At 64.6% G+C, this 21,494-nt stretch carries 21 protein-coding genes and 1 pseudogene; 15 read left to right on the top strand and 7 right to left on the bottom strand.

Annotation, left to right across the window (positions count from 1 at the left end):
- The first annotated feature begins 85 nt into the window (after positions 1 to 85).
- Entirely contained in the window at positions 86 to 1,708 is a 1,623-nt protein-coding gene (locus VHAB30_RS03160; protein ID WP_174250203.1) for a hypothetical protein, read from the top strand.
- Positions 1,709 to 1,713: 5 nt separating this feature from the next.
- Here VHAB30_RS03160 and VHAB30_RS03165 read toward each other — a convergent pair whose 3' ends face one another.
- Positions 1,714 to 2,850 carry a DUF3800 domain-containing protein gene (locus VHAB30_RS03165; RefSeq protein WP_159275774.1) on the bottom strand — a complete coding sequence of 379 codons (1,137 nt, stop codon included), beginning with the start codon at positions 2,848 to 2,850 and terminating at the stop codon, positions 1,714 to 1,716.
- 667 nt (positions 2,851 to 3,517) lie between these two features.
- Here VHAB30_RS03165 and VHAB30_RS03170 point away from each other — a divergent pair.
- The 4 genes from VHAB30_RS03170 to VHAB30_RS03185 all read left to right on the top strand — a co-directional run bounded on the left by VHAB30_RS03170 (position 3,518) and on the right by VHAB30_RS03185 (position 8,393).
- Complete coding sequence (locus tag VHAB30_RS03170) at positions 3,518 to 4,345, top strand: DUF932 domain-containing protein (RefSeq protein WP_159275775.1); 828 nt, start codon at positions 3,518 to 3,520, stop codon at positions 4,343 to 4,345.
- Positions 4,346 to 4,421: 76 nt separating this feature from the next.
- Positions 4,422 to 6,449, top strand: a complete 2,028-nt coding sequence (locus VHAB30_RS03175) for a ParB/RepB/Spo0J family partition protein (protein WP_159275776.1) — start codon at positions 4,422 to 4,424, stop codon at positions 6,447 to 6,449.
- A 691-nt stretch (positions 6,450 to 7,140) separates the two neighbouring features.
- Positions 7,141 to 7,449, top strand: a complete 309-nt coding sequence (locus tag VHAB30_RS03180; RefSeq protein WP_159275777.1) for a DUF736 domain-containing protein — start codon at positions 7,141 to 7,143, stop codon at positions 7,447 to 7,449.
- A 602-nt stretch (positions 7,450 to 8,051) separates the two neighbouring features.
- Complete coding sequence (locus VHAB30_RS03185) at positions 8,052 to 8,393, top strand: DUF2958 domain-containing protein (RefSeq protein WP_159275778.1); 342 nt, start codon at positions 8,052 to 8,054, stop codon at positions 8,391 to 8,393.
- Positions 8,394 to 8,423: 30 nt separating this feature from the next.
- Here VHAB30_RS03185 and VHAB30_RS03190 read toward each other — a convergent pair whose 3' ends face one another.
- The gene (locus VHAB30_RS03190) at positions 8,424 to 8,714 is read right to left on the bottom strand and encodes a helix-turn-helix domain-containing protein (protein WP_159275779.1); all 291 of its coding nucleotides are present in this window, start codon (positions 8,712 to 8,714) and stop codon (positions 8,424 to 8,426) included.
- 209 nt (positions 8,715 to 8,923) lie between these two features.
- On the opposite strand from VHAB30_RS03190, the gene VHAB30_RS03195 reads away from it, so the two are divergent.
- The 10 genes and pseudogenes from VHAB30_RS03195 (at position 8,924) to VHAB30_RS03235 (ending at position 16,022) form a co-directional block, all read left to right on the top strand.
- On the top strand, positions 8,924 to 9,265 hold the full coding sequence (locus VHAB30_RS03195) for a DUF2958 domain-containing protein (protein ID WP_159275780.1): 342 nt from the start codon (positions 8,924 to 8,926) through the stop codon (positions 9,263 to 9,265).
- A gap of 126 nt (positions 9,266 to 9,391) precedes the next feature.
- Positions 9,392 to 9,631: a transcriptional regulator domain-containing protein gene (locus tag VHAB30_RS31085; RefSeq protein WP_235926404.1), complete on the top strand. Its 240-nt coding sequence runs from the start codon at positions 9,392 to 9,394 to the stop codon at positions 9,629 to 9,631.
- A gap of 13 nt (positions 9,632 to 9,644) precedes the next feature.
- Positions 9,645 to 10,184 (top strand): DUF2285 domain-containing protein, encoded by a 540-nt coding sequence (locus tag VHAB30_RS03200; RefSeq protein WP_235926799.1) that lies wholly within the window; start codon positions 9,645 to 9,647, stop codon positions 10,182 to 10,184.
- 92 nt (positions 10,185 to 10,276) lie between these two features.
- The gene (locus tag VHAB30_RS03205) at positions 10,277 to 10,573 is read left to right on the top strand and encodes a helix-turn-helix transcriptional regulator (RefSeq protein ID WP_216850689.1); all 297 of its coding nucleotides are present in this window, start codon (positions 10,277 to 10,279) and stop codon (positions 10,571 to 10,573) included.
- Between the two features lie 26 nt (positions 10,574 to 10,599).
- A pseudogene (locus tag VHAB30_RS03210) lies at positions 10,600 to 11,424 on the top strand (replication initiator protein A); the annotation flags it as partial.
- 200 nt (positions 11,425 to 11,624) lie between these two features.
- Entirely contained in the window at positions 11,625 to 12,383 is a 759-nt protein-coding gene (gene parA, locus VHAB30_RS03215) for a ParA family partition ATPase (protein WP_235926407.1), read from the top strand.
- Positions 12,380 to 12,643, top strand: coding sequence for a chromosome partitioning protein ParB (locus VHAB30_RS03220; RefSeq protein ID WP_159275782.1), 264 nt, complete (start codon positions 12,380 to 12,382; stop codon positions 12,641 to 12,643). The genes parA and VHAB30_RS03220 overlap by 4 nt, the downstream gene beginning before the upstream one ends.
- 77 nt (positions 12,644 to 12,720) lie before the next feature.
- Positions 12,721 to 13,170: a DUF2840 domain-containing protein gene (locus VHAB30_RS03225; RefSeq protein ID WP_455342402.1), complete on the top strand. Its 450-nt coding sequence runs from the start codon at positions 12,721 to 12,723 to the stop codon at positions 13,168 to 13,170.
- Entirely contained in the window at positions 13,167 to 13,700 is a 534-nt protein-coding gene (locus tag VHAB30_RS03230) for a S26 family signal peptidase (RefSeq protein ID WP_159275784.1), read from the top strand. The genes VHAB30_RS03225 and VHAB30_RS03230 overlap by 4 nt, the downstream gene beginning before the upstream one ends.
- A gap of 375 nt (positions 13,701 to 14,075) precedes the next feature.
- Positions 14,076 to 16,022, top strand: coding sequence for a DUF3363 domain-containing protein (locus VHAB30_RS03235; protein WP_159275785.1), 1,947 nt, complete (start codon positions 14,076 to 14,078; stop codon positions 16,020 to 16,022).
- Between the two features lie 53 nt (positions 16,023 to 16,075).
- On the opposite strand, the gene VHAB30_RS31260 is transcribed toward VHAB30_RS03235, so the two are convergent.
- The 5 genes from VHAB30_RS31260 to ggt all read right to left on the bottom strand — a co-directional run bounded on the left by VHAB30_RS31260 (position 16,076) and on the right by ggt (position 21,460).
- A complete protein-coding gene (locus VHAB30_RS31260) occupies positions 16,076 to 16,201 on the bottom strand; it encodes a hypothetical protein (protein WP_268894283.1) in 126 nt (41 codons plus the stop codon).
- Between the two features lie 359 nt (positions 16,202 to 16,560).
- Positions 16,561 to 18,162 (bottom strand): N-acyl-D-amino-acid deacylase family protein, encoded by a 1,602-nt coding sequence (locus VHAB30_RS03240; protein WP_159275786.1) that lies wholly within the window; start codon positions 18,160 to 18,162, stop codon positions 16,561 to 16,563.
- A gap of 10 nt (positions 18,163 to 18,172) precedes the next feature.
- Positions 18,173 to 19,144 carry a tripartite tricarboxylate transporter substrate binding protein gene (locus tag VHAB30_RS03245; RefSeq protein WP_159275787.1) on the bottom strand — a complete coding sequence of 324 codons (972 nt, stop codon included), beginning with the start codon at positions 19,142 to 19,144 and terminating at the stop codon, positions 18,173 to 18,175.
- A gap of 210 nt (positions 19,145 to 19,354) precedes the next feature.
- Positions 19,355 to 19,801, bottom strand: coding sequence for a nuclear transport factor 2 family protein (locus VHAB30_RS03250; protein ID WP_159275788.1), 447 nt, complete (start codon positions 19,799 to 19,801; stop codon positions 19,355 to 19,357).
- Positions 19,802 to 19,846: 45 nt separating this feature from the next.
- Positions 19,847 to 21,460 carry a gamma-glutamyltransferase gene (ggt, locus tag VHAB30_RS03255; RefSeq protein WP_159275789.1) on the bottom strand — a complete coding sequence of 538 codons (1,614 nt, stop codon included), beginning with the start codon at positions 21,458 to 21,460 and terminating at the stop codon, positions 19,847 to 19,849.
- Positions 21,461 to 21,494 lie beyond the last annotated feature (34 nt).

A 21,494-nucleotide genomic window follows, 5' to 3' on the forward strand; every position in this document is an offset into this window, starting at 1 on the left:
CACGCACGTGCTCACGGACCGCCTGGCAAAAATTGGCACGCGCAAACAGTCCTGCTCGGTCATGAACGACGCGAAACAGTAAGCCATGACAGCTTCGACCGCAATCGATACGACGAACTTGCTCACGATCTTGGGTGTCATCGCCGCAGTGTGGGCACTCATTTCACCAACCAGCAGACTGCGATTTCGCTTTTGCATGACCTGGCCGGATTGGATCGTCGGCGGCGCGGTCTTTCTCCTCGCCCACTATTTGGTGTTCGCGCCTGCCTTGCAAAGCCTCGGGCTGTACTACAGCCTGGGACCCTGGCGTTGGGGATTCGACAGCACGAGCACGGTTTACCTGCTCCTTCTTGCTGTCGTCTTCTACTTTTTCTGGAGAACAAGATCTCCCACGCTGGCCCGGAGCAGAGTCGGCGTCTTTCATGAGCTGATCGAGAATGTGCTTCTCACCAAGCGCTACGACGAACTGGTGTTGCTGGTCGAGCCGCAACTGCCGAAGCTGATTCGCCTGAGCCAAGAGCAACCCACGCTCGCCCGTTGGGTTGACCGGCTCGATCCACCGAGCATTGACATGGCTGCTCTCTTGCGGGGGGCACGACCCCGTGCGAAGCCGGTTTGGCACCGGCGCTGGAGTGCTGTGCTGCAGGGCTTGAAGTCCTGGTGCGTGAGACGTGACGGGACCAGCGCGCAGGCTCGTGCAGTCCTCGTGAATCTCATCACGTCTCCCGAACTAACCATCCACCTGGCAGTCGCTCACCCACACTTCTGCCTCAAGCTCCTCGAAGCCGACGAAACGGTACGGTCCGACTTCATCGATCACTACATGGATGCACTGCTCGATGCGCCGGGAAGTCGTCTCTACGTGGAGCTGAAAAACAACCAAAACCTGAATGGCGGGAGTCGTCTGTACCTGCCGGAGAACAACCGGCTGCTGCGTTTCTTCTTCGCCGACGCCGCTGCAGCTGTCAAGAACGGTCTAGATGGGGCCGTTGGAGAGGCGGTATGCCGGCGATTGGAAGAAGATGGAAAACTGATTGAGAAGCTGAACGGGCCGCTGGGGTCTTACCGTGACGCAGGCAAATTCCGTTGCCCGATCAATTCCGGCATAACGCTCTTTGAGATCATGGTCCACGAGGGCATCCATCAGGGGCTGCAGGACCATATGTGGCTGCACTACTTCGGGCACTTTGCGGAAAAGATACTGAAGCAGATGTCCGTGGCGCCTGACGAACAGACATATCAGGAGTGGCCGACGCCTTTTCACTATCTTCTCTACCGATTGGTCAGCGTCGCCACTGATTGGGCTGAACAGTGCGCGCGCATCGAGGATTCAGAGATCCCGATGGACACGCGCACCGCCGATGGCTTTGACCGGCACTTCATTTCCAAGGAAGCCACCAAGGTGCTTGGCTCGATGCTGGAAGACATTATTCCAAGCAACAAGATTTCCACATCCTTCAAGACGTATCTGCTGGAAGTTGCCATTCGCAGTCACATCAAGCTTCAGGGCAACCGCGATCTCGCTGACGTCGCATCCTCATTCATGACCGCCGTGATCCGGGGCGCGGCTTCTCCGACAAGGGCGTCCTATCGGGTTGAGCTTCGGAATGTATTTGGACGAATGGACCACAGGATGAGGCACGAGGCAGCGCGATTCGAGGAAGCCTTGGAGGCATCGCTTTCAGATGCCCATGTTGCACAGCGCTGAGTGCGTCAGCGTGAGCCCTTCGGCGCCCGGGAGCTGAGAACCCAAGCACCCAGGCCTGCGCTGCGAACATTCGCGGTCGGCACGACTTGATTGAGGCCGTAGCCGGTCCGCTCATCTCCTTCGGAGATGAGCCGCATGATGGCCCCATGCAGTTCGGGGGACACTGATGCGCCAGTGTCCATGTCACGGAAGAAGCGCATCGTGGCTCCGGCCACGACATCGGCCAGTTGCACCCCCACGGTCTCATGTGACTGACTGAATTCAAGGGCGGCCTCTTCCTCAAACCGATAGTCGGACTGTGGCGTGTAGGGGAGCTCCATGGTGCTACCCAGGTGCTCGGCAGTGGCCTTGCCCTGGCGCAGGATGCTCTCCACCTCGAACTGCTGGTCGTGCACCAGCCGGATGCCGGCCAAGCGGCGCCCGTAGTAGCGATTCATTCGGGCGTAGATGCTGGTGAAGGAAGTCAGGTTCGGCAGCATCCAGACCTGCTTCGCATGTTTGTTGAGATCAGGAGGCGGAAGAAACCGCAGCCAGGACTCGCTTTGAGAATCACATAGCTCGCAGTACTCGGCTTCGGCCACTTCAACCATGTGGGCGACTCCCTGGGCGATTTGCACTGCCGCCCCTTCATATGTCGGTTGCGTGGCCATCTCGCGCAGGCCGGCGAACGATGCGCGAAGAGTCGCGTCTTCTGGCGCCAAGCAGGATGCGATGAACGTGTCCAGCACGCGCTCAGATGCGTGGAAGTGCAAGAAGTCGGCAACTGTGTTTTTGAGGAAGTTAAGCTCCATCGACTCGGGGTAGCCGAGACAGGGCGCCAGAAGCTGGAACGATGTGATGCTGGTGCAGATGAAGTAGCGCTTGTCGACGAGCTCAACGAAAAGAGGCGCTTCCTGGTCGAGCAAGGCGGCGATGACTTCGGCGGAAAACTTCGGCTTGGAGGTCAGCGACTTCGACTTGAGTTCACCCGGAGGAATGCGGTGGCGACTTCGCAGCTCACTGATGCGGCCTTCCCAGTCATGGCCATCCTCAAGTCCGACGCCGGCCAATGCAAAGTAAGGCTGTCCTTTGAAGTCGTAGCCTTTCCCGCTGTTGATCATGTCGCCGCTGTGGCCGCTTTCGTCGATATAGATGGTGGTCATGGTGCCGGTCATCTTCTTCGCAATAGGTTCTTCTTCGCACCTGCAACGCATTTTGGGTGTCCCGGCCAAGGGTACATGGCCGGCCGCGCTGTCGTGCTGCGCATCGAGCCACCCTTGGGGTCTCGCCCCCTTCGGGCTTCCATCGTTCCCGCGCTCCGCTCGGCTGACGCCTTCGGCCCGGCTCGCTAACCCGGGCCTGCGCGCTGCGCTTGCCTTCAGGGGATCGGCTGTGCAGCACTTCCCCACCGCGCTGTGCTTGGCGTCCCTGTGATCCCGCCGAACCGGCTGTGCCGATCGGTCTTCGCGCCTGCGGCGCTGCGCGCTTCGCTTGCGTGGGGTCGGCGTGAAGGGCGGGCCGTTGCCTGTCCAGCCATCTTTCCTGACCTCATCACCTTGTGCGCGACTGTAGCCCGCGGCCGGGTGCCGTCAAGGCGCGCCAGGCCGAGTCCTCGGCTGCGCCTGCGGGCCGCACCTACCTGACGCTTGTTTCCTTGACGGCACCCGTCCGCGCGCTCCTGGCCGTCGCGGGCGATGAACTCAGGAAAGACGGTGGCAACGAGGCCAACCGGGTTCTTCGTGCCGACCCCACCGGAAGACCCGAAGAGGGCTCCGAATCTAGGAATCCGGTGGGGGTTGTTCAACAGCCAACCTTGTCAGGAGAAAGATCATGCAACTCGCTTCCCGATTCGCACCGGCTTCGCCGGTGCTGCGTTCGGAATCCCCACTGTCGGATGACCGGATCAGGGCCGTGGCGCCGTCGATCTTCGCGGAGGCTCCCCACGGCAGCCGCTCGGAACGCTACAGCTACATCCCCACGGCCACCGTGTTGCGGGAATTGAGAGGGGAGGGCTTCGAGCCCTTCATGGTGTGCCAGACCCGCGTGCGGCAGGAGGGGCGGCGCGACTTCACCAAGCACATGATCCGGCTGCGCCATGCGAGCCAGATCAACGGCCGAGAGGCCAACGAAATCATCCTGCTGAACTCGCACGACGGCACCAGCAGCTACCAGATGCTGGCGGGCATGTTTCGCTTCGTCTGCCAAAACGGGCTGGTGTGCGGCGACACCGTGGCCGATGTGCGGGTGCCCCACAAGGGCGATGTGGCGAGCCACGTCATCGAGGGCGCGTATGAGGTTCTGGGCGGCTTCGACCATGCATCGGAATCCCGCGAAGCCATGCAGGCGATTGCGCTGGATGCCGGGGAGTCGGAGGTGTTCGCCCGCGCCGCACTGATCCTCAAGTACGACGATCCGGACAAGCCCGCGCCCGTCACGGAAGCGCAAATCCTGATGCCACGTCGCACAGACGATGACCGCCGCGACCTGTGGAGCGTGTTCAACCGCACGCAGGAAAACCTCATCAAGGGCGGAATGAACGGGCGCGCCGCCAACGGGCGCCGCCAGAGCACGCGTCCGGTGCAGGGCATCGACCAGAACCTGCGGCTAAACCGCGCCCTGTGGCTGCTGGCCGATGGCATGCGCCAGTTCAAAGCCTGAACCCCAAGCCCGGAGGGGCGCAAAGCCTCTCCATTCATTCCCCGCCTTTTCCATGTTTCCTCATAGGAGCTACACCATGAACACCGCTACCTTTCAAGAAACCAACGCCGTCGCCACGGCCGGCGCTGTCGCCGCCTCGCAGGAACTGCTGCTGATCCCGCTGTCCAAGCTGCGGCCTTCGAACCGCAACGTGCGCAAGAGCGGCGGCACGTCGATACCCGAACTGGCCGCGAGCATCGTGCGCGTCGGCCTGCTGCACAACCTCACCGTGGTGGCCGCGCCCGATGGCGAGCACTACGACGTGGTGGCCGGGCGGCGGCGTCTGGCCGCGTTGAAGCTGCTGGTCAAGCGCCGCAAGCTGGCGAAGGGCCATGAGGTGCATTGCCTGCTCGTGCTTGACGATGCGGCCCGCACCGTCAGCCTGACGGAGAACGTGCAGCGCGAGGCCATGTCGCCCATCGAGGAACTGTTCGCCTGGAAAGACCTCGTGGCCGAAGGCCGGCCCGTGGAAGACATCGCCGCCGATTTCGGCGTGACGCCCTTGGTGGTGCGGCGGCGCTTGAAGCTCGCGAATGTCTCGCCTCGGCTGCTGGCGGACTTTGAATTGCAGGCCGTGACGCTGGAGCAATTGATGGCACTGGCCATCACCGACGACCATGCAGCGCAGGAAGCCGCGTTCTACGACTCGCCGCAATGGCAGCGCAGCCCGGAGGCGCTGCGTGATCACCTGACGAGCGACGAGATCGACGCGAGCCGCGATGCGGTGGCACGCTTCGTCGGTTTGGAGACCTATGAGCAGGCAGGTGGCGGTGTTCGCCGCGACCTGTTCGCGGACGACCAGAACGGCATCTTTCTGACGGATGGCGCGCTGCTGGAGGCACTGGCGCGCGACAGGCTCGCGCCGATGGTCGAGCAAGTGCGGGCCGAAGGGTGGGCCTGGGTGGATGCCGTCCCACGCGCCACGTCATCCCATCTGTACCAGTTCCAGCGCGCACGCAGCTCGCGCCGGGAACCCAGCAAGGCCGAGGCCAAGCGCATCGCCAAGCTGGAAGACCGGCAATCGACGTTGCACGAGCGGCTGGACGACGACAACGAGGACATGACCGACGAGCAGGCGCAGGCGCTGCACGACGAAATGGACGAGTTGGGCAACGAACTGGACGCCATCGAACGCCAACTGGTCGAGTACCCGCCCGCCGCGGTGGCGCTGGCCGGCGCCATGGTGTCGCTGGACCCCATGGGCGGCGTGGTCGTGCATCGCGGCCTGCTGCGCGAGGAACAGGCCAAGGCGTTGCGGGAACAGGCGCGGCAGGAGGAGGACACGAACGCCAGTAGCTCGAGCGCGGCCACCGAAGAACCGGCCAAGCCCGACATCTCGGAGAAGCTGGCGAGGCGCCTCAGCGCGCACCGCACGGCGGCATTGCAGGCCGAGGTGGCGCGGCACCCGCAGGTTGCGCTGGTGGCTATGGTGCATCGCCTCGCGCTGCGCGTGATCGTGGACTGCTACGGTTCGGGCGGCTCGCCGGTCGATATCAGCGCCACGCCGCAGGATGGGCTCGGGCTGCATGCGCCGGACATGGCGCAGTCGCGCGCCGCCATCGGCATGGGGAAGGTCCGGCAGGCTTGGGCCGACCGCCTTCCCAACAACCCCGATGCGCTGTTCGCCGAACTGCTGGCCTTCCCGCAGCAGGAACTGCTGTCGCTGCTGGCGGTGTGCGTGGCCTCCACAGTCAGCGCGCTGGCGTCGCATGAGGAAGAAGTCCCCGCCGCTGCGCTCGCGCAGGCGGTGAACCTCGACATGCACGACTGGTGGACGCCGACCGCTGCGGGCTACTTCGAGCATGTCTCGAAATCCAAGGCGCTGGAAGCGGTGCAGGCGTTTGCGCCCGATCACGTCAACCGGCTGACGAAGCTGAGGAAGGCCGAACTCGCGAGCGAGGCCGAGCGGCTGGCGGCGGGAACGGGCTGGCTGCCCGTGATGTTCCGAGGGCGGGAGATTGCTGCCGAAATGCAGGCCGCGCCGGAGGGCAAGGCCGAGACCGATGCCGAGTCCAGCGGCGGTGCCGAGGCAGAAGACCGCGAGGACATGCACGCTGTCGCGTGAGCATGGCGCCCCGGCCTGCGGGCCGGGACTTTTGAATCGGCGCGACGCGCGCGGCAGGTGTGCCGCGCGCGTTTTCACATCCAGCGGCTGCGCCGCCGACATCTCAAAAAGTGAGCCCCGTCGAAGAACGGGTGCAGGGCTGCGACAGGCCTTGCTGCGCTGGGTTCCGGAATGCGGCGCCGTCCCCGACGCTGGCGGGCAGGTCCCGTGAACAACGGGTGGTAGTCACCGACAGGCCATCCGCCATGCTCTCCGATTTACACGCCGCCGATGCCGATCTTGTGTGCCGCCACGCGGCGGAGCGTTCTCCCTTGTCTTCGCCTGTCTGCCGGCTTGGCATTCGGCCGCAGCCGAATCCGTGCAGGGAGGCTGTCTCCGCGGGCAATTGCCGGGCGCATGCGTCCCTTGCGAGGACAGGTCCGCGCCCACGGCCTTGTATGTGTCGTGAATCCTGGCGCGGGCACGGCGGCGCTGCTCTGCGTTTCGCTTGCCTCGGGCTTCATCGCCGCAACCGTCCGGCCCGACAAATTTCCCCTCTGCTGCGCAGATTCCTCGCGAGGCAAATTTCTCGGGCCTGCCGGTCCTCCGCTGCACTGCGGCCTTCGGTGCGGCGCGCCCGAACCCGCGCCGTCCGGATCACGCCAAGGCCGCGATGGGCGCGGACCTGGATCAACCTCGAAAGGACTTCATCATGAGCACCATTGGCAACTTCACCGCATCGGGCAACGGCTACACCGGCACGGTTCGCACCCTGACCTTGAACGTCAAGGTCAAGATCGCCGCCAGCGACAAGGCGAGCGAGAACGCCCCGGACTACCGCGTCGTCGCGGGCAACGGCCTCGAGATCGGCGCGGCGTGGAAGAAGGTCAGCAAGGCGGACCGGCCCTACCTGTCGGTGACGCTGGACGACCCGTCGTTCCCGGCGACCATCTATGCCCGCCTGGTCGAGGGCGATGACGGCGCGCACAACCTGATCTGGTCGCGCAGCAAGGGCGACTGAGCGTCGCCCTCGGCGCCCCGCTGCGGCGGGGTGCCGTCTTCCGCCAATCGCTTCGACGGTCCGCGAGTGCTCGTGGGCCTTGTCGCGTCTGATTTCCAGTTCCTGGGTACCGTGTTCCTTTGCGGCAGCGCGGATCGGCCCAAAAGCGTGATGTCGTGTTCGCACTTCGTCGTAAAGCCGATGTCCCGGGTTCGTGTGTCTGTGGCTTTGCGGAGATGCGCCATACCGGATTCGCGGTTCAGCGGATGTCAGCAGATGCGCTTCCGAGGGCTCACGGATCCGTGCGTCTCCGGCGGTGCCGGACCGCGCTGTCGTGCTGGCGCATCGAGCCGCCCATGGCGTCTCGCCCCGTTCGGGCTTCCATCCCTGACGCCTTTGCACCTGCGGTGCTGCGTGCAGCCGCTTGCGATGCGGGTGCATGCAGGGGGGAGGGCTGGCTTGCTGTTCCCTTCATCGTCGCACGCCGGTCTGGCCGTCAAGGTCTGCGCGTGCCTTGCACGCTGGCGTCCTGGCGGCCGTCTTCGAACCCTGACGGCTGCGCTGCGCCGTGCCGCTTCCGGTCTCGGGCAATTCCGCCCGGCATCCTTCCAAGGAGAAAGACCATGACGACGCTCATCACCGACGAACAACGCGTGCTGCTGCTGGCCAACGGCCGGGAGTCGGCCGAGAACCCCGACTTCGATCCGCGGCCGGTGGTCAAGCTGTTCACGCCCAACGCGGGCGCGACCTGGCTGTTGACCGAACTCGATTCCGAAGACATCGCGTTTGGACTCTGCGATCTCGGGCAAGGTTTTCCCGAACTCGGCTATGTGAGCCTGACGGAGCTGGAGGGTTTGCGCGGGAGATGGGGGTTGCCTATTGAGCGCGATCTCTACTTCGTCGCTGACAAACGGCTGAGCGGCTACGCGCGCGAGGCGCGGCTGGCAGGGCGCATCGTGGCGTAGCGCCAAAGGCGCGACCAACCGGTCGCGCTTTCATTCTGTGTGCGAACCTTGGATTTCTGCCAACTCGCGCCGTACACGCTCGAAGAGCTTGTCTCTGGCCTTGTCGTCGCTGCCATAGGCGAGCGTCAGCAGCGTGAGTGGATGCACGTCCATGACCTCGCAAAGGTCGCTCACCTTGCTGAGGGTCGGACTCTTCAGGCCGCGTTCGAGCGAACTCAGGTACGTGCGACTCGACACATCGGAAAACGCTTCCTGACTCAGGCCACGGGCTTTCCGCACAGCCTTGAGAGCCGCGGGGAAAGAGTGGGGGGCGGAGGTCATTCGGTCGTTCGTCGGGGAACGGCGATGACAACCTATCGACCTCTATAGGGCTACAATCTATAGTGTTCAAAACGCATTCTCATCAAGGCGTTATCGAGTGCGATTCGACGGCGAGGCATCGCGCAAAGCTTTGTGTCGCATGAAGTCACCAATTCGACTTACAGATCTTCGTCTGTCGCACTAGCATTCCAAGGTCTCCTCTCGAAGCCATGGCATTCCTCACCGAACAACAGCGCGACCAGATGCTGGCCAACGGCGCAGCGCGCGCCGATGGCCGCGCCGTCGATCCTTATCCCGTCGTCAAGCTGTACACCTTGGACGCCTCGGCCTGCTGGTTACTCACCGAACTCGATGCCGATGGCGATCGCGCCTATGGGCTGACCGATGCCGGCACGGGCTTCCCCGAACTCGGGCACGTGAACCTGTCGGCGCTCGAGCGTGTGCGCGGACCCCAGGGATTGCGCATCGTCGCCGATCCGCATTTCAGGGCTCGTCAGCCGCTCTCCGGCTACACGGCCGACGCGCAGCGCGACGGGTCGATCAACGATTGAACTTCATCGGTGGGCGGGGCGCACGGGATCGTCGCCGCCCGCGCGACAGCGCATCGCCGCAAAAGCCAGCCACATCGACCGTGCCTGTGGCAGCCTTCGCGCAAGCAAGATGAAGTGAGCTCTGCTATGACCGACCGCAAGGCCGAAGGCCTGCCGAGCGCGCCCTGGCGCGCGTCGGCGGCCTACCTCTACACGCTCGATCTCGACAGTCCCGCGCTCGCGTGGGAGTACCTGCGCCGCCATCCGCAGTACCAGGCGGACTGGGCACGGCGCGCCGCATCGCTCAAGCGGTGGGGGTTGCGACAGCGCCGAAGATCCCCGTCTCGATGCGCGCGAAGCGCGACCGTACTGGATCACGGCGGCTGACGAGTTGCTGCACGTGCGCGCTTCGCGCGCGCACGGCGCTTCGACCCGGCCGACCTTCGACCTCTGGCGCGTGCCTGGCCGCAAGCGCCTGGCGCTCGGCGGCTCGGGCCTCACGTTGCTGACCGAGGTGTCCGCACAGCGGCTGCGCATGTCACTGGCCGATGACCTCTGCGATGGCGCGGCCTACACCTGCGCCGTCCCGCTCGGCCCTGGCCTGCGCGGCCAGTTGGATGCGTTCAACGCGCAAGCGCAGGTTCTTCAGGGCCATGCGCCTGCCGGCAATTCCACGCGGGCTGTCACCCGTGCCGCGCTGCTGCATCTTCGCGCCTTGCAGGCGCTCGACGGCGCGCAAGCCGGCGCGTCGCACCGCGAGATTGCCCAGGCCCTGTTCGGCTTCGAAGCCGCGGTGCGCTGGCATGCCGATGGCGAATTGCGCGCCGCAGTCAGGCACCTGCTGCGGCGCGCCGAGGCGTACATGAGCGGTGGCTATTTGAGCCTCGCGGGCATACAGCGCACTGCAACTGAGTCTCCCGGAGACGAACCGGTGCGCTGAATATCTCCCTGCGCAAGAAGGCCCTTACTCCCGAGACTGCCTCCATTGGGCTGCGAATGGTTCGCGGCCCCGCGACAACGATGGAGGCCCTCATGGCAAGTGCCAGTTCCCCGTTTTTCGCCCGCGCTGCGACGGCTGCGCCGCGACCCCTTGCGGTGCCCGCCGCGCCGGCCAACCCCGAGTTCTTGACCACCGACGAGGCGGGCGCCTTCCTGCGCTTGTCGCCGCGCACGCTGGAGAAGCATCGCGTGCTGGGCGGTGGGCCTCGCTTTCGGAAGTTCGGGGCACGCGTCGTCTACGCGATCGAGGATCTGCGGGCCTGGGCGAACAGCCGGGCCTATGAGATGACGTCCGACCCCGGCTACGTGCAGCGCGACTCCGTCCGCTGACCGGCGAGCGGGCAGGAAACATCACCATGTCGAAGCGTCAGAGCGAGCGCGAACAGCTGTCGCTGTTCCGCGCGCTGCCGGGCGCTGACATGGCGCTGCGCGATGCGCAGGACCTGATGGCCTACCCGTTCTTCTCGCTGGCCAAGTCGCCGCGCGCCGTCCCGATCCGCTTCGAAGCCGGAGGTGTCTCGCTCACCGTCGAAGGGGTGCCCGAGCACGGCATCGCCACGATCTGGGATGCGGACGTGCTGATCTGGGCCGCGAGCCAGATCGTCCAGGCCAAGAAGGAAGGCATCGCGCCTTCGCGCCTGATGGTGGTCACGCCCTACGAGATCCTGCGCTTTGCGCAGCGCGGCACCGGCCGCAGCGACTACCTGGCGCTGCGCGCCGCGCTGGACCGGCTGCAGTCCACCACCGTCGCCACGACGCTGCGCCAGCGGGAGCGTCCGAACGGCGCGATGCGCGTGCACCGCTTCTCCTGGATCAACGAATGGAAGGAGTACATCCGACCCGACGGACGCGCCGACGGCATCGAGTTGATCCTGGCCGACTGGTTCTTCTCGGGCGTGATGGACGAAGCCTTGGTGCTCACGCTCGATCCCACGTACTTCCGGCTTTCCGGCGGCATCGAGCGCTGGCTGTACCGGCTGGTGCGCAAGCACGGCGGGCGCCAGCCCGCGGGATGGCGCTTCGAGATGCGCCACTTGCACCTGAAGTCCGGAAGCCTGCAGCGCCGCTCCGACTTCGCACTGCAGGTGCGCCAACTGGTAAGGCGCCAGGCGCTGCCGGGCTACCGGCTGTCCATCGAGCGCAGTGGTGGCATGGAGTGGTTGGCTTTCCGGCCGATGCCGGGCGAACCGTTTCATAGGGACTTATCCACAGTTTCTGTTGAAGAACCTGTGGATGACGTGGGGACGGGCTCGGTGGATCGCCCGCATGACCCTCGGTGGATCACCCGCAGAACTATCGGTGGATCGCCCGCACCGATCGGTCCGGAGGCCGTGCCCGGCAACGGTTTCGCCCCTCCCTAAACATCTAAAGGGATACATAAATGGAAGTCACGCGCGCGCGAGCCGAAGGTGCTCAAACAACGGGCAGTGCTTCGATCGAAGCAGCCCAAACGGGCCAGACAGCCGAGAACCGCTCGCGGGAAAGTGGTCCTCGGCCCGGCAAGGTGATCGCGCTGCTGAACCAGAAGGGCGGCGCAGGCAAGACAACGCTCGCCACGCATCTGGCCGGCGAGCTGGCGATGCAGGGAAGCCACGTCACGCTGCTCGATGCCGATCCGCAGGGCTCGGCCTTGGACTGGGCGCAGCGGCGGCTTCAGAACGGTCAGGCGCGGCTGTACGGCGTGTTCGGACTCGCGAGGGACTCGCTGCACCAGGAGGCGCCGCAGATCGCCTCGCAGGCCGACTACGTGGTCATCGATGGCCCGCCGCGGGTCGCGGCCCTTGCGCGCTCCGCATTGCTGGCCGCTGACCTGGTGCTGATCCCGGTGCAGCCCAGTGCCTACGACGTGTGGGCCAGCCACGAGATGGTGCAACTCGTCATCGAAGCGAGGGTGTTTCGGCCGCAACTGCGCGCCGCTTTCGTGATCAACCGGCGTGTGGTGGGGACGGTCATCGGGCGTGAGGCGCGCGCGGCGCTGGCCGATCAGCCGTTCGCTGCACTGCCCGCTGAAATCTCGCAGCGCATCGTGTTTGCCGACAGCGTTGCCGCCGGTCGACTCGCCTGCGAAGCGGCGCCGTCGTGCGCCGCGGCGCGCGAGATCGCTGCGCTGGCGCAGGCCGTGCGGGAGATGCTGCGATGACGTCGCGAGCGACATCCGCCTCGCCGAAGCGCGCGCCGATCGGCCGCAGGCCGGCTGCCGATCCGGCGTCGGCCTGGGTGCGGCGGGCCGACGAACCTGCGGCCGCGATCAAGGCGTCGATCTACACCGCGCGCTTGACCATCGACGTGACGCCGGCGCTGCGAGGTCACATCAAGGTGGTCGCGTTCAAGCGCGGCGTGACCGCGGCCGAGATGCTGCGCGAACTGCTGGAGCGAGAGTACGGCGGAGGTGAACCGTGATGCAGCCGCAGCCGCCTTCTGCGCAGTCCTCGCCCTCGGCCGTCGTATCTCCCGGGACCACGCGAGGGCCTACCTCCATGCGGGTGTCATTGGCCTTCGTCGAGCATTGCGTGAACGTCTGGCTGCGCTTCGGTCGGCCAGCGCACGAGACCATTCTGGATCGCTGGCGGCGCGTCGCGATCTTCGAGCCGGATGCGGTCTGCTGCCGTGTCAAGTGGATCGGCAACGACTATGGCACGGCGCTCTGGCAGCTGATGGTGCTGCAGGCCCCCATGCCGTCCGACGGCGCACAGCGCGTTGCCGGTGTACAGCCGGGCGCGCGCATTCTGCTGCGCGCCGATGGCGAGATCCAGGTCAAGGCAGTGCTCGCGGCGATCGACGCCATCGAGGCCTCGGGCATCGACCCGTGCATGGTGGCCGTCACGTACTGGCGCACGGCCGGCAACCGGCTGGCTGCGCGCCAGCCGCTGCCGGCCTACACCGCTGAGCGGCATGCGGCGCATCTGGCGCGCCGGGCGCTGCGATGACGCCGCGCCTGCTCTTCGCCTGCATGGGCGTCGGCTTGGCTGCGTTGTGCGCGCCCGCCGTCATGCCGGTGGGGGCGCACGATCGCGTGTTCGTGGTCTACAACCCGAGCGACAGCGTACCGCGCGGTTGGTACCGCATCGGCCGCATGGAAAGCGCAGCCTCGCTGCACGTCGGCAGCATCGTGCTGGCACGGCTTCCGGCCGACGTGGCCGCCTTCGCGGCCCAGCGCGGCTACCTGCCGAGCGGCGTGCCGATCCTCAAGCGCATCGGCGCGCTTGCGCCGCAATCGGTGTGTGTTTGCGATCAGCTCGTGCGCATTGACGGTGCCGTGGTGGCGAGCCTGCGAACGCATGACGGCGCGCATCGCCCGCTGCAAGCCTGGTCGCAATGCCGCCCCCTTGCGGTGGGCGAACTGTTTCTGCTCGGCGACACGAACCCGGCGTCGTTCGACAGCCGGTATTTTGGGCCCATCTCCGCTTCGGCCGTGTTGGGCGTCGCGCGGCCTTTGTGGACATGGGGTGCACCATGAACTGCGCGGTTTCCTGCGAACGAGCATGCCGTCGAACTGCAGCCGGACGTGCGTCCGTGCTGCACCTGGTCTTGCAGAGGGCCCGCCGCCAGCGTGCAGCGCGAGCTGCACCGCCGCTCCCCTTCGGGCAGCGTTGCGCCCCCCGTGCGCGGCTGGCGGCAGGTCGGAGCCGGGAGCGGATGCGGGAGGCGGAGGCGGAGGGCCAGATAAAAAGGACGGCACGCCGTACCCCCAAATACCAGTCTGCACGTGGGCTTGGCGCGGCACCGCGAGGGATCTCGCGTGTGCCTTGCAGTCACGGGTACCCACGTGGCCGCGGCGTTTGTCTCGTGCCGTTTACGACGGACTGCGTCCCGGGGCGCTCGGAGCTTTGCCATGGCCGGACATGACGACGATCGCTTCCGGGTCAAGCCGGCGGCGCCGAGGTTGCGGGCCGGACCGGGCCCGCAGCGCTTCATCGCGCAGGTGCTCAAGGAAATCTCGAAGGCCGGAGTGAAGCGTTTCGGCAAACAGGAGGGGCGGCCGGCGAGCACTTTCGGACGAGGGCGGATCGCGGCCGCCGTGGCCGGACGACGCCTCGGCCCGAATGCCCGGCGTGTCGTCATCAAGAGTCGCTTCGTCGTCCTCAAGCGCGCCGCTGTGAAGTCCGTCGCTGTCCACCTGCGCTACATCGAGCGCGATGGTGTCACGCGCGATGGACGGAAGGGTCGGGCCTACGGCGCCGACACCAACGAAGTCGACCTGAAGTCCTTCCAGGAACGCGGACAGGGCGACCGTCATCAGTTCCGCTTCATCGTCGCACCCGAGGACGGGCTGGAACTGGATGACCTCAAGGAATTCACCCGCCAACTCATGCGCCGTGTGGAGGTAGACCTGGAAACCCGGCTGGACTGGGTGGCTGTCGATCACTGGGATACGGACAACCCGCACACCCACATCGTGCTGAGCGGGCGGACCGCCAGCGGAGAGGATCTGGTGATCGCCCCGAACTACATGGCGCACGGCATGCGCATGCGCGCCAGCGAGATCGCCACCGAGTGGCTGGGCCCGCGCACCGAGCTCGAGATTCGGCAGAGCCTGATGCGCGAGGTGGACCAGCAGCGGCTGACCGGCCTAGACCGGGCGTTGATCCGGCAGGCCGACCGGGAAGTCAGCATCGACCTCACGGGCCACTCCCCGGCTCGGCAGCGTCAGAACATTTTGCGGGTGAGGCTGCAGCGGCTCGAAGAGATCGGACTTGCCGAGCGGGCGGGTGCAAATCGTTGGAAGCTCCGACCTAGCATGGCGGCCACGCTCAAGACGATGGGTGAACGCGAGGACGCGTTGGAAGCGATGCGACGAGCGCTCAAGGGTCAGCAGCGTGAACTCGTGGTGCACGGCGCAGAGGGCGCTGGCGCCGTCCCGGTGATCGGTCGCATAGTCGGCAAGGGATTGGCCGACGAACTGAACGACCGTGGCTACCTGGTCATCGACGGCATCGACGGCCGAGCGCATCATCTGCAGTTGCCGGCACAGGTCGACCTGTCTCAGCTTCCGCTGCACGCCATCGTCGAGGCTCCGCAGCAGGGCAGGGTGAAGGACGTCGACCGGACGATCGTCGCCGTGTCGGAGAACGGCATCTATGACGCCATCAATCATCTGAACAGGCTCCGGCACGCCGGTGATGGCGATCCACAGGCCACCCTCGACGTTCACGTGCGCCGGCTCGAAGCCTTGCGCAGAGCTGGTCTCGTCGAGCGCGTGCCCGAGGGCAAGTGGAGGATCCCGGCCGATCTGATCCAGAGGACCCAGCAGAACGACGCGCGCAAGACCGCGGCCCGGGTGATCGAGTTGCACTCGCATCTGGCCATCGAGCAGCAGGTGCGAGCGATCGGCGCGACATGGCTCGACCGGAAGCTGGTGACCGACGCGGGCGTCGCGCGTCAGGGCTTTGGTGCCCAGGTGTGCGACGCGATGCAATCCCGCGTCGACTTCCTCTGCGAGCAGGGCTTGGCCGAGCGCCGGGGCCACCGTGTGGTCCTCGCGCGCAATCTGCTGGTAACCCTGAGAGATCGTGAGCTTGCAGCTGCCGGAAAGTCATTGCGGGACCAGACCGGCAAGACCTACAGACCGCTGCAGGATGGGCAGCAGGCCAACGGCATCTATCAACGGTCGATCCAGCTCGTTAGCGGGCGCTTCGCCGTGCTCGACGACGGCGTGAGCTTCAGCCTCGTGCCGTGGCGGCCCGTGATCGAGCAGCGCCTAGCGCAGCATCTGTCGGCCGTGGTGCGCGGGGTATCGGTCACGTGGAGTGTTGGCAGGCAGAGAGGTCCTTCTATTTGACGTCCTCCATTGACGCCCTGATCGATCGCCCGTGCCGGCTAGATCGTCATTCATCACGCGCCTCCGGCTTCAGGAGCACCTCGCCGCCTTCGCGTGCGGTCCAGGATGAGTTCAGGATCTAAGGTGTTGCACGTCGCCGCCACTTGGTCGAGCCACTTCTGTGCGATCTCGATGTCCATGGGCGTACTGCCTCGTTGAAAGCTCGTCCATGGGCTGCAGGGGCCGCAGCATCCGCGATGTGGGGCGGTTTTTTGACCACGCAAAGCGGTTTCGACCCGCGCTCGTCGCTTTCCATGCAGATGCCTTTGGGCTGGATGTAAAACGAGGTCGTCGATCCGGGGTTTCTCGGTAGCATGCGCATAGGCTGGCTGGGCGATAGCGGCCTGAGGTGCGTTGGCTCAGTGCAGCAGATAGAAGCGATAGTCCGAGCCGCCTGCGGCTGCCCCCTTTCGACAGCCTCGTGCCAGCGGGGCGAACCGCCCCATTCGCAGAAAGAAGCGCAACGCTCTTGCGATGATGACCATGGTGTGGGCGCTGCTCACGCTCTGCGCCGCAGGACCTTGCCCGGCCGTGCCTCGGTTATCGAAGCGTCGCGCATCACGGCAGTTCCGTTGACAAAAACGTGAGTCACACCCGTCGACTTGACGTTCGGGTTTTCCAACGTGGAGTGACAGTGGATTTGATCGAGATCGAAGATCGCAACGTCCGCGTAGTATCCAGCCCGGAGTTCTCCCCGATGCTCCAGCCGGAAACGCCGTGCGGGAGTCCAGGTCAGGCGCCCTACCGCCTCGACAATATCCAGGACGCGCTGATCTCTCACGTATTTCTGAAGGAACGACGCTGCCCACGAGAAAGCGATCGGCGAGAACCTCAGGTCTTTCAAAGCGCCCACTTCACTGACGGACACGCCATCGGAAATCACCATGCAGTCGGGCTGCCGGATCAACGTATCAATGTCGGCTTGGCTCGATACCCGTCCGCACCACATCAAGCGAGACATCTCGGCGCCTTCTTCCAGGAGGAGGTCGCAGATGCAATCCCAAGGCGTGGATTGCCGCTCGACGGCAATCTGCTGAATGGTTTTTCCCATGTAAGAAGGGTTCGCTCCGCAATGGTAGAGAACCAGCAAGTCCCACCGGTGGTCGGCAAGCAACTTCCAGTTGGGAAATGCGTTCTCCTGCAAGCGCGCTCGGGAAGGTCCGGGTCGCAGTAGGGACCGCAGTTCGTCGCTTGGCAGCTCAAGTGCCCAAGTCGGGAGAGACGCAATGACTTTCGTGGGCCCCCATTCATCGGGAATGACATCGAAGCCCACATCGGCGCCATCTTTGCGCGCCCAGCGCACCATCTCCAGCAGACGATCCGCCGCGCCCTGCGGCGCGCCGTACTTCGGAGCTATGTGAGACAGCTGGAGCTTGGACCGGGTCGTGCGAGCGATGCCAAGCGCTTCTCCGACCCCCATTTCGATCAACCAGTCGCGGTTGCGGACGTGACTGGCGTACACCACGTCGAACTCCGCCGCAATCGCACCTGCCTCCAAGAGTTCCACGGCGGTCGCATGCATGCCTGGCGCGTACTCCAGCCCAGTGGAGATACCAATCGCACCGTCGTCAAGAGCTTGGCGCAGATACGTCCCCATCGCTGAGAGTTCGTCCGCACCGGCTGCGGAACTGGCCGTTCCCTTGACGGCAAGGCGAACCGTACCGTGGCCCACGTATGAAGCGACGTTCAATACGGGACGCGTGGCCTGGAGCACGTCAAGGTATTCGGCGAACGTCCTCCAGGTGATCTCTGTCGAATCCTGCACCGCGAGAAGGTGCTTCCTCAGCAAAATAGGGTCGGCGCAAGGTGCACAGCTATGACCGCAATTGCCGGCGATCTCGGTCGTGACTCCTTGCGTGATCTGACTCTGGCCACCGGAATCCTTGAGAAACGCAGCATCCGAGTGGGTATGAATATCGATGAACCCAGGTGCAACGATCAAGCCAGAGCAGTCGATCCTCTGGCGCGCAGGTGCGTCGACGATGCCTTGCTGCACCCACACGATCCGTTCGCCTGCGATGGCCACCGTGCCTACGAAGGGCTCCGCTTGGCCCTCGCTCGCGACAACCTGGCCGCCGACGAGTAGGTAATCGATCATCATGCTGGTCGGCTCAGTTGTCGATGCGAATGTTCTTCGCCTTGATCAGGCCGGACCACCGTCCTTCTTCGGCCGCAATGAAGCGAGAGAACTCGCCGGCATTCCGGGGTTGGACCACCATGCCCCGGCCTCGCAGGTCTTGCAGCACTGCGGGGTCCTTGAGGACTTCTAGGATTTCCTTCGAAAGGTAATCCTTGATGGCAGAGGGCGTCTTGGCGGGCGCCGCGATGCCGTACCAGAGTGAGACGTCGATTCCAGGGAGGCCCTGCTCTGCAAGGGTTGGGACGTCAGGGAAAGAGTCCATCCGCTTGTCCACGGTGACTCCGAGTATCTTCACCTTGCCCGATTTTGCGAGCTCAGTGGCACTCAGCGCCGACAGGAACATGAGATCGATCTGTCCGCTGAACACTTGGGTCAGCGCAGGAGCGGTACCCGGAAAGGGAACGTGCAGGAGTTCCACGTGTGCGGCCTGCTCCATCAATGCGATAGCGGCGTGCGCGGTGCTTCCAACCCCCCAGCTTGCTGCGGAGACCGAGCCGGGCTGTTGCTTTGCCACGCGAACGAGATCCGGAACACTGGCAGCCTTCGAGCTCGGATTGGCAACGAGCGCAAAAGGCATGATGCCCATGAATGCCACCGGGTCCAGATCCTTCGAGGTATAGCTGATGTTCTTGTACACCATCGGGTTCAGCACGTTTGTCTCCGGCAGTGCCAACATGAGGGTATAGCCGTCAGGCTGCGCACGAGCGACGGCCGTCGTGCCGACGATTCCGTTCGCGCCGGGCTTGTTGTCCACCACCACCTGTTGGTTTATTCGCTCCGAAAGCTTCAAGGCCATCAGCCGCGCAATACCGTCCGTGTTGCCCCCTGCGCTCCAAGGCACGACCAGCCTGATCGGTCGGGATGGGAACTTTTCGGTCTGCGCGGAGGCCGGCAGAAGGATGGCCGCCAGCAGGGCGCCAAATGCGAGATTGCGGAAAGACATAGTGGGTTCCTAGGTAGTGACGTTCCAAATCTAGTTGGATCGATTTCTGTCCCGCGTGCCACTTTGTCGGAAAGGGAAAGACCGGTTACGGGTTTTCGGATGCACTACTTATCGCGGGCCAAAAGGTGCCGCGCGCCATGCGCCCGGCAGGACACGCAGGTCCGCGATTTTTCAAGCCTGAAGGTTGGAGGAGGGCACGCGCGCGCAAGGTCACGCAATTGCGTCATCAGGCCCCAGGCGAACACCCTCACCCTCAGCGGCAGACCACGACGAACTCGCGTTGTCCCAGCGTGCAATTCGGCCATCGCGGACTTGAAGAATCTCGATGGCTCGAGTGTGCTGCAGCGTTGAGTGTTCAGGTGACTTCCAGCGCAATCGCGCGTCGCAGATAACCAGGTCGCCGGCGACTGCGCGAACAGTCTTGCGAAGGTCGTAGTGGGTGTATCTCGAATATCGCTCACGGATGATCGGACCCAGCTGCTCCTTGCCGGTAAGGAGGACTGCGCCGAGGTCGGCGATAACGTCATCCGTGAAGATATCTAGGATGAGATCAGGATCCAAGGTGCTGCAGGTCGCCACCACTTGATTCAGCCAATTCTGTGCGGTCTCCGCATCGAGGGCTGCACTGCCGTCTTGATAGCTCTTCCAATCGGTCATGGGGATATCTCCGGTAAATAAAGGTGGAATCAGGTCGCCTGACGATCAAGCCTCGTAAGCCACGCCGTCGCGGCCAGGGTCAGCGCCACCCTCGAGCTGTTCGCCGTTGATGCGGATCCCGTGCACAGAAGCAATCGTGTACCCGAAGGGGTTTCGGACCACTTCGTAGCCCAGACTCTCAAGCGGCCGGGACACGGAGCGTGGAATGCGATTCGAAATATCGATGATGTTGCTCGTGGACGAGAAGCGCGGAGCAGCTACGGCCTCTTGCATGTTCATCCCATGATCCGCAACGTTCAGGATTGCCTGCAGCACGCCCATTGCGATCTGCGTCCCGCCTGGCGCGCCAAGCACAATTTCGGGCTCGTCTCCGCGGAACACGATGGTGGGACAGGCCGAAGTGAACCTTGCCTTTCCGGGTGCGATGCTGCCCGTTCTGCCTGGTCGCGGGTCGAACACGCCCATGCAGCCGTTGTACATGAAGCCAAGGCCGGGCGTCATCACACCGGACGGCATCGCGAGCGAATGCGTGATGGCAACACAATTGCGTTCACCATCCACCACTGACAGGTGCGTCGTGTCCTTTGGAACAGGGGCCCCTAAGTTGAGACGGGGCACGTCGGCCTTCTCGCCGGCATTGATAGCGGCAGCAGCCTGCGCCGCGTAAGCCTTGGAGAGCAGGCGATCCAGCGGCACCTCTAGAAAAGCCGGGTCACCGAGATGCCGGTCCTTGTCGATGGTGGCGCGCTTCATGGCCTCACACACGATGCGGATGTATTCCGGCGTGTTGTGCCCGAGCGCCGTCAGGTCGAACTGCTCCAAGATGTTGAGCATCTGGAGCAGCATCGCGCCGCCTCCAGGAGGCTGATTGGTGGTGATGCGCCGGTCTCTGTAGGTTCCTGCCAGCGGAGCGTTCTCGCGTGGTGCGTAGGTCGCGAGATCTTGCAAAGACAGCAGGCCGCCGTGGGTAGCAAAGTCCTCCACCATACGGTGGGCGAGTTCACCGCGGTAGAAGGCCGCTGCGCCATCACGCGCGATCGTTTCCAGCGTGTTCACGTAGTCCGGGTTTCGCAGCGATGTGCCGATGGTCTTAGGAGTGCCGTCCGGCCGGCAGAAAAGTTCCCGACCGGCGGCCGAGTACAGGAGCCGCTCTCTATTGCTTGCTCGACCGGCGAGCGGCTCGTCGATCCAGAACGCATACATCGCCGGCCGTACCATGAACCCGTCCCGGGCCCATGCAATGGCAGGTGCGACCACTTCTCGCCACGGAAGGCGGCCATGCCGCGCGTGCAGGCGCTCTAACCCGCTGAGTGTCCCTGGAACCGCGATAGCTTGGTAGCCGATGTCGTTCAAGCGGCCCTTGATGCTGAACCCAAAACCGTCGCGCGTCTCACCCTCTAGCAAGTGCTCCCACATGTCTGCGCGAGCGCCAAGCGGCGCGGGAGCGTGGAAGTCCACATACTCGTGAATGCCGGCTTCTGGGCGGTATACGGCGGCCGTGCCGAAGCCGCCAATGCTGCACATCAGCGGATCCACCACGGTTTGCACAAGGGCGCAGGCGACTGCCGCGTCGACTGCGCTCCCGCCGGCCCGCAGGATTTCAACGCCCGACTCGGCTGCTTCAGGCTGCGGACAGCTCACCATTCCTTTGCTGCTCATGTCGACTCTTGTATCAAGTTGAGCCCACGGCGCC

Origin of the sequence: Variovorax boronicumulans (genome assembly GCF_009811375.1) — a bacterium.
GTDB classification, from domain to species: domain Bacteria; phylum Pseudomonadota; class Gammaproteobacteria; order Burkholderiales; family Burkholderiaceae_C; genus Variovorax; species Variovorax boronicumulans.

What these genes read in the sequence shown, in the direction of transcription:
- VHAB30_RS03160 (WP_174250203.1), top strand. Translation starts at nt 86, where the DNA reads ATGACAGCTTCGACCGCAATCGATACGACGAACTTGCTCACGATCTTG.
- VHAB30_RS03175 (WP_159275776.1), top strand. Translation starts at nt 4,422, where the DNA reads ATGAACACCGCTACCTTTCAAGAAACCAACGCCGTCGCCACGGCCGGC.
- VHAB30_RS03195 (WP_159275780.1), top strand. Translation starts at nt 8,924, where the DNA reads ATGGCATTCCTCACCGAACAACAGCGCGACCAGATGCTGGCCAACGGC.
- VHAB30_RS03190 (WP_159275779.1), bottom strand. Translation starts at nt 8,714, where the DNA reads ATGACCTCCGCCCCCCACTCTTTCCCCGCGGCTCTCAAGGCTGTGCGG.
- VHAB30_RS03180 (WP_159275777.1), top strand. Translation starts at nt 7,141, where the DNA reads ATGAGCACCATTGGCAACTTCACCGCATCGGGCAACGGCTACACCGGC.
- VHAB30_RS03225 (WP_455342402.1), top strand. Translation starts at nt 12,721, where the DNA reads ATGCGGGTGTCATTGGCCTTCGTCGAGCATTGCGTGAACGTCTGGCTG.
- parA (WP_235926407.1), top strand. Translation starts at nt 11,625, where the DNA reads ATGGAAGTCACGCGCGCGCGAGCCGAAGGTGCTCAAACAACGGGCAGT.
- VHAB30_RS03205 (WP_216850689.1), top strand. Translation starts at nt 10,277, where the DNA reads ATGGCAAGTGCCAGTTCCCCGTTTTTCGCCCGCGCTGCGACGGCTGCG.
- VHAB30_RS31085 (WP_235926404.1), top strand. Translation starts at nt 9,392, where the DNA reads ATGACCGACCGCAAGGCCGAAGGCCTGCCGAGCGCGCCCTGGCGCGCG.
- VHAB30_RS03220 (WP_159275782.1), top strand. Translation starts at nt 12,380, where the DNA reads ATGACGTCGCGAGCGACATCCGCCTCGCCGAAGCGCGCGCCGATCGGC.
- VHAB30_RS03250 (WP_159275788.1), bottom strand. Translation starts at nt 19,801, where the DNA reads ATGACCGATTGGAAGAGCTATCAAGACGGCAGTGCAGCCCTCGATGCG.
- VHAB30_RS03170 (WP_159275775.1), top strand. Translation starts at nt 3,518, where the DNA reads ATGCAACTCGCTTCCCGATTCGCACCGGCTTCGCCGGTGCTGCGTTCG.
- VHAB30_RS03185 (WP_159275778.1), top strand. Translation starts at nt 8,052, where the DNA reads ATGACGACGCTCATCACCGACGAACAACGCGTGCTGCTGCTGGCCAAC.
- VHAB30_RS31260 (WP_268894283.1), bottom strand. Translation starts at nt 16,201, where the DNA reads ATGGACATCGAGATCGCACAGAAGTGGCTCGACCAAGTGGCGGCGACG.
- VHAB30_RS03245 (WP_159275787.1), bottom strand. Translation starts at nt 19,144, where the DNA reads ATGTCTTTCCGCAATCTCGCATTTGGCGCCCTGCTGGCGGCCATCCTT.
- VHAB30_RS03165 (WP_159275774.1), bottom strand. Translation starts at nt 2,850, where the DNA reads ATGACCACCATCTATATCGACGAAAGCGGCCACAGCGGCGACATGATC.
- VHAB30_RS03240 (WP_159275786.1), bottom strand. Translation starts at nt 18,162, where the DNA reads ATGATGATCGATTACCTACTCGTCGGCGGCCAGGTTGTCGCGAGCGAG.
- VHAB30_RS03230 (WP_159275784.1), top strand. Translation starts at nt 13,167, where the DNA reads ATGACGCCGCGCCTGCTCTTCGCCTGCATGGGCGTCGGCTTGGCTGCG.
- ggt (WP_159275789.1), bottom strand. Translation starts at nt 21,460, where the DNA reads ATGAGCAGCAAAGGAATGGTGAGCTGTCCGCAGCCTGAAGCAGCCGAG.
- VHAB30_RS03235 (WP_159275785.1), top strand. Translation starts at nt 14,076, where the DNA reads ATGGCCGGACATGACGACGATCGCTTCCGGGTCAAGCCGGCGGCGCCG.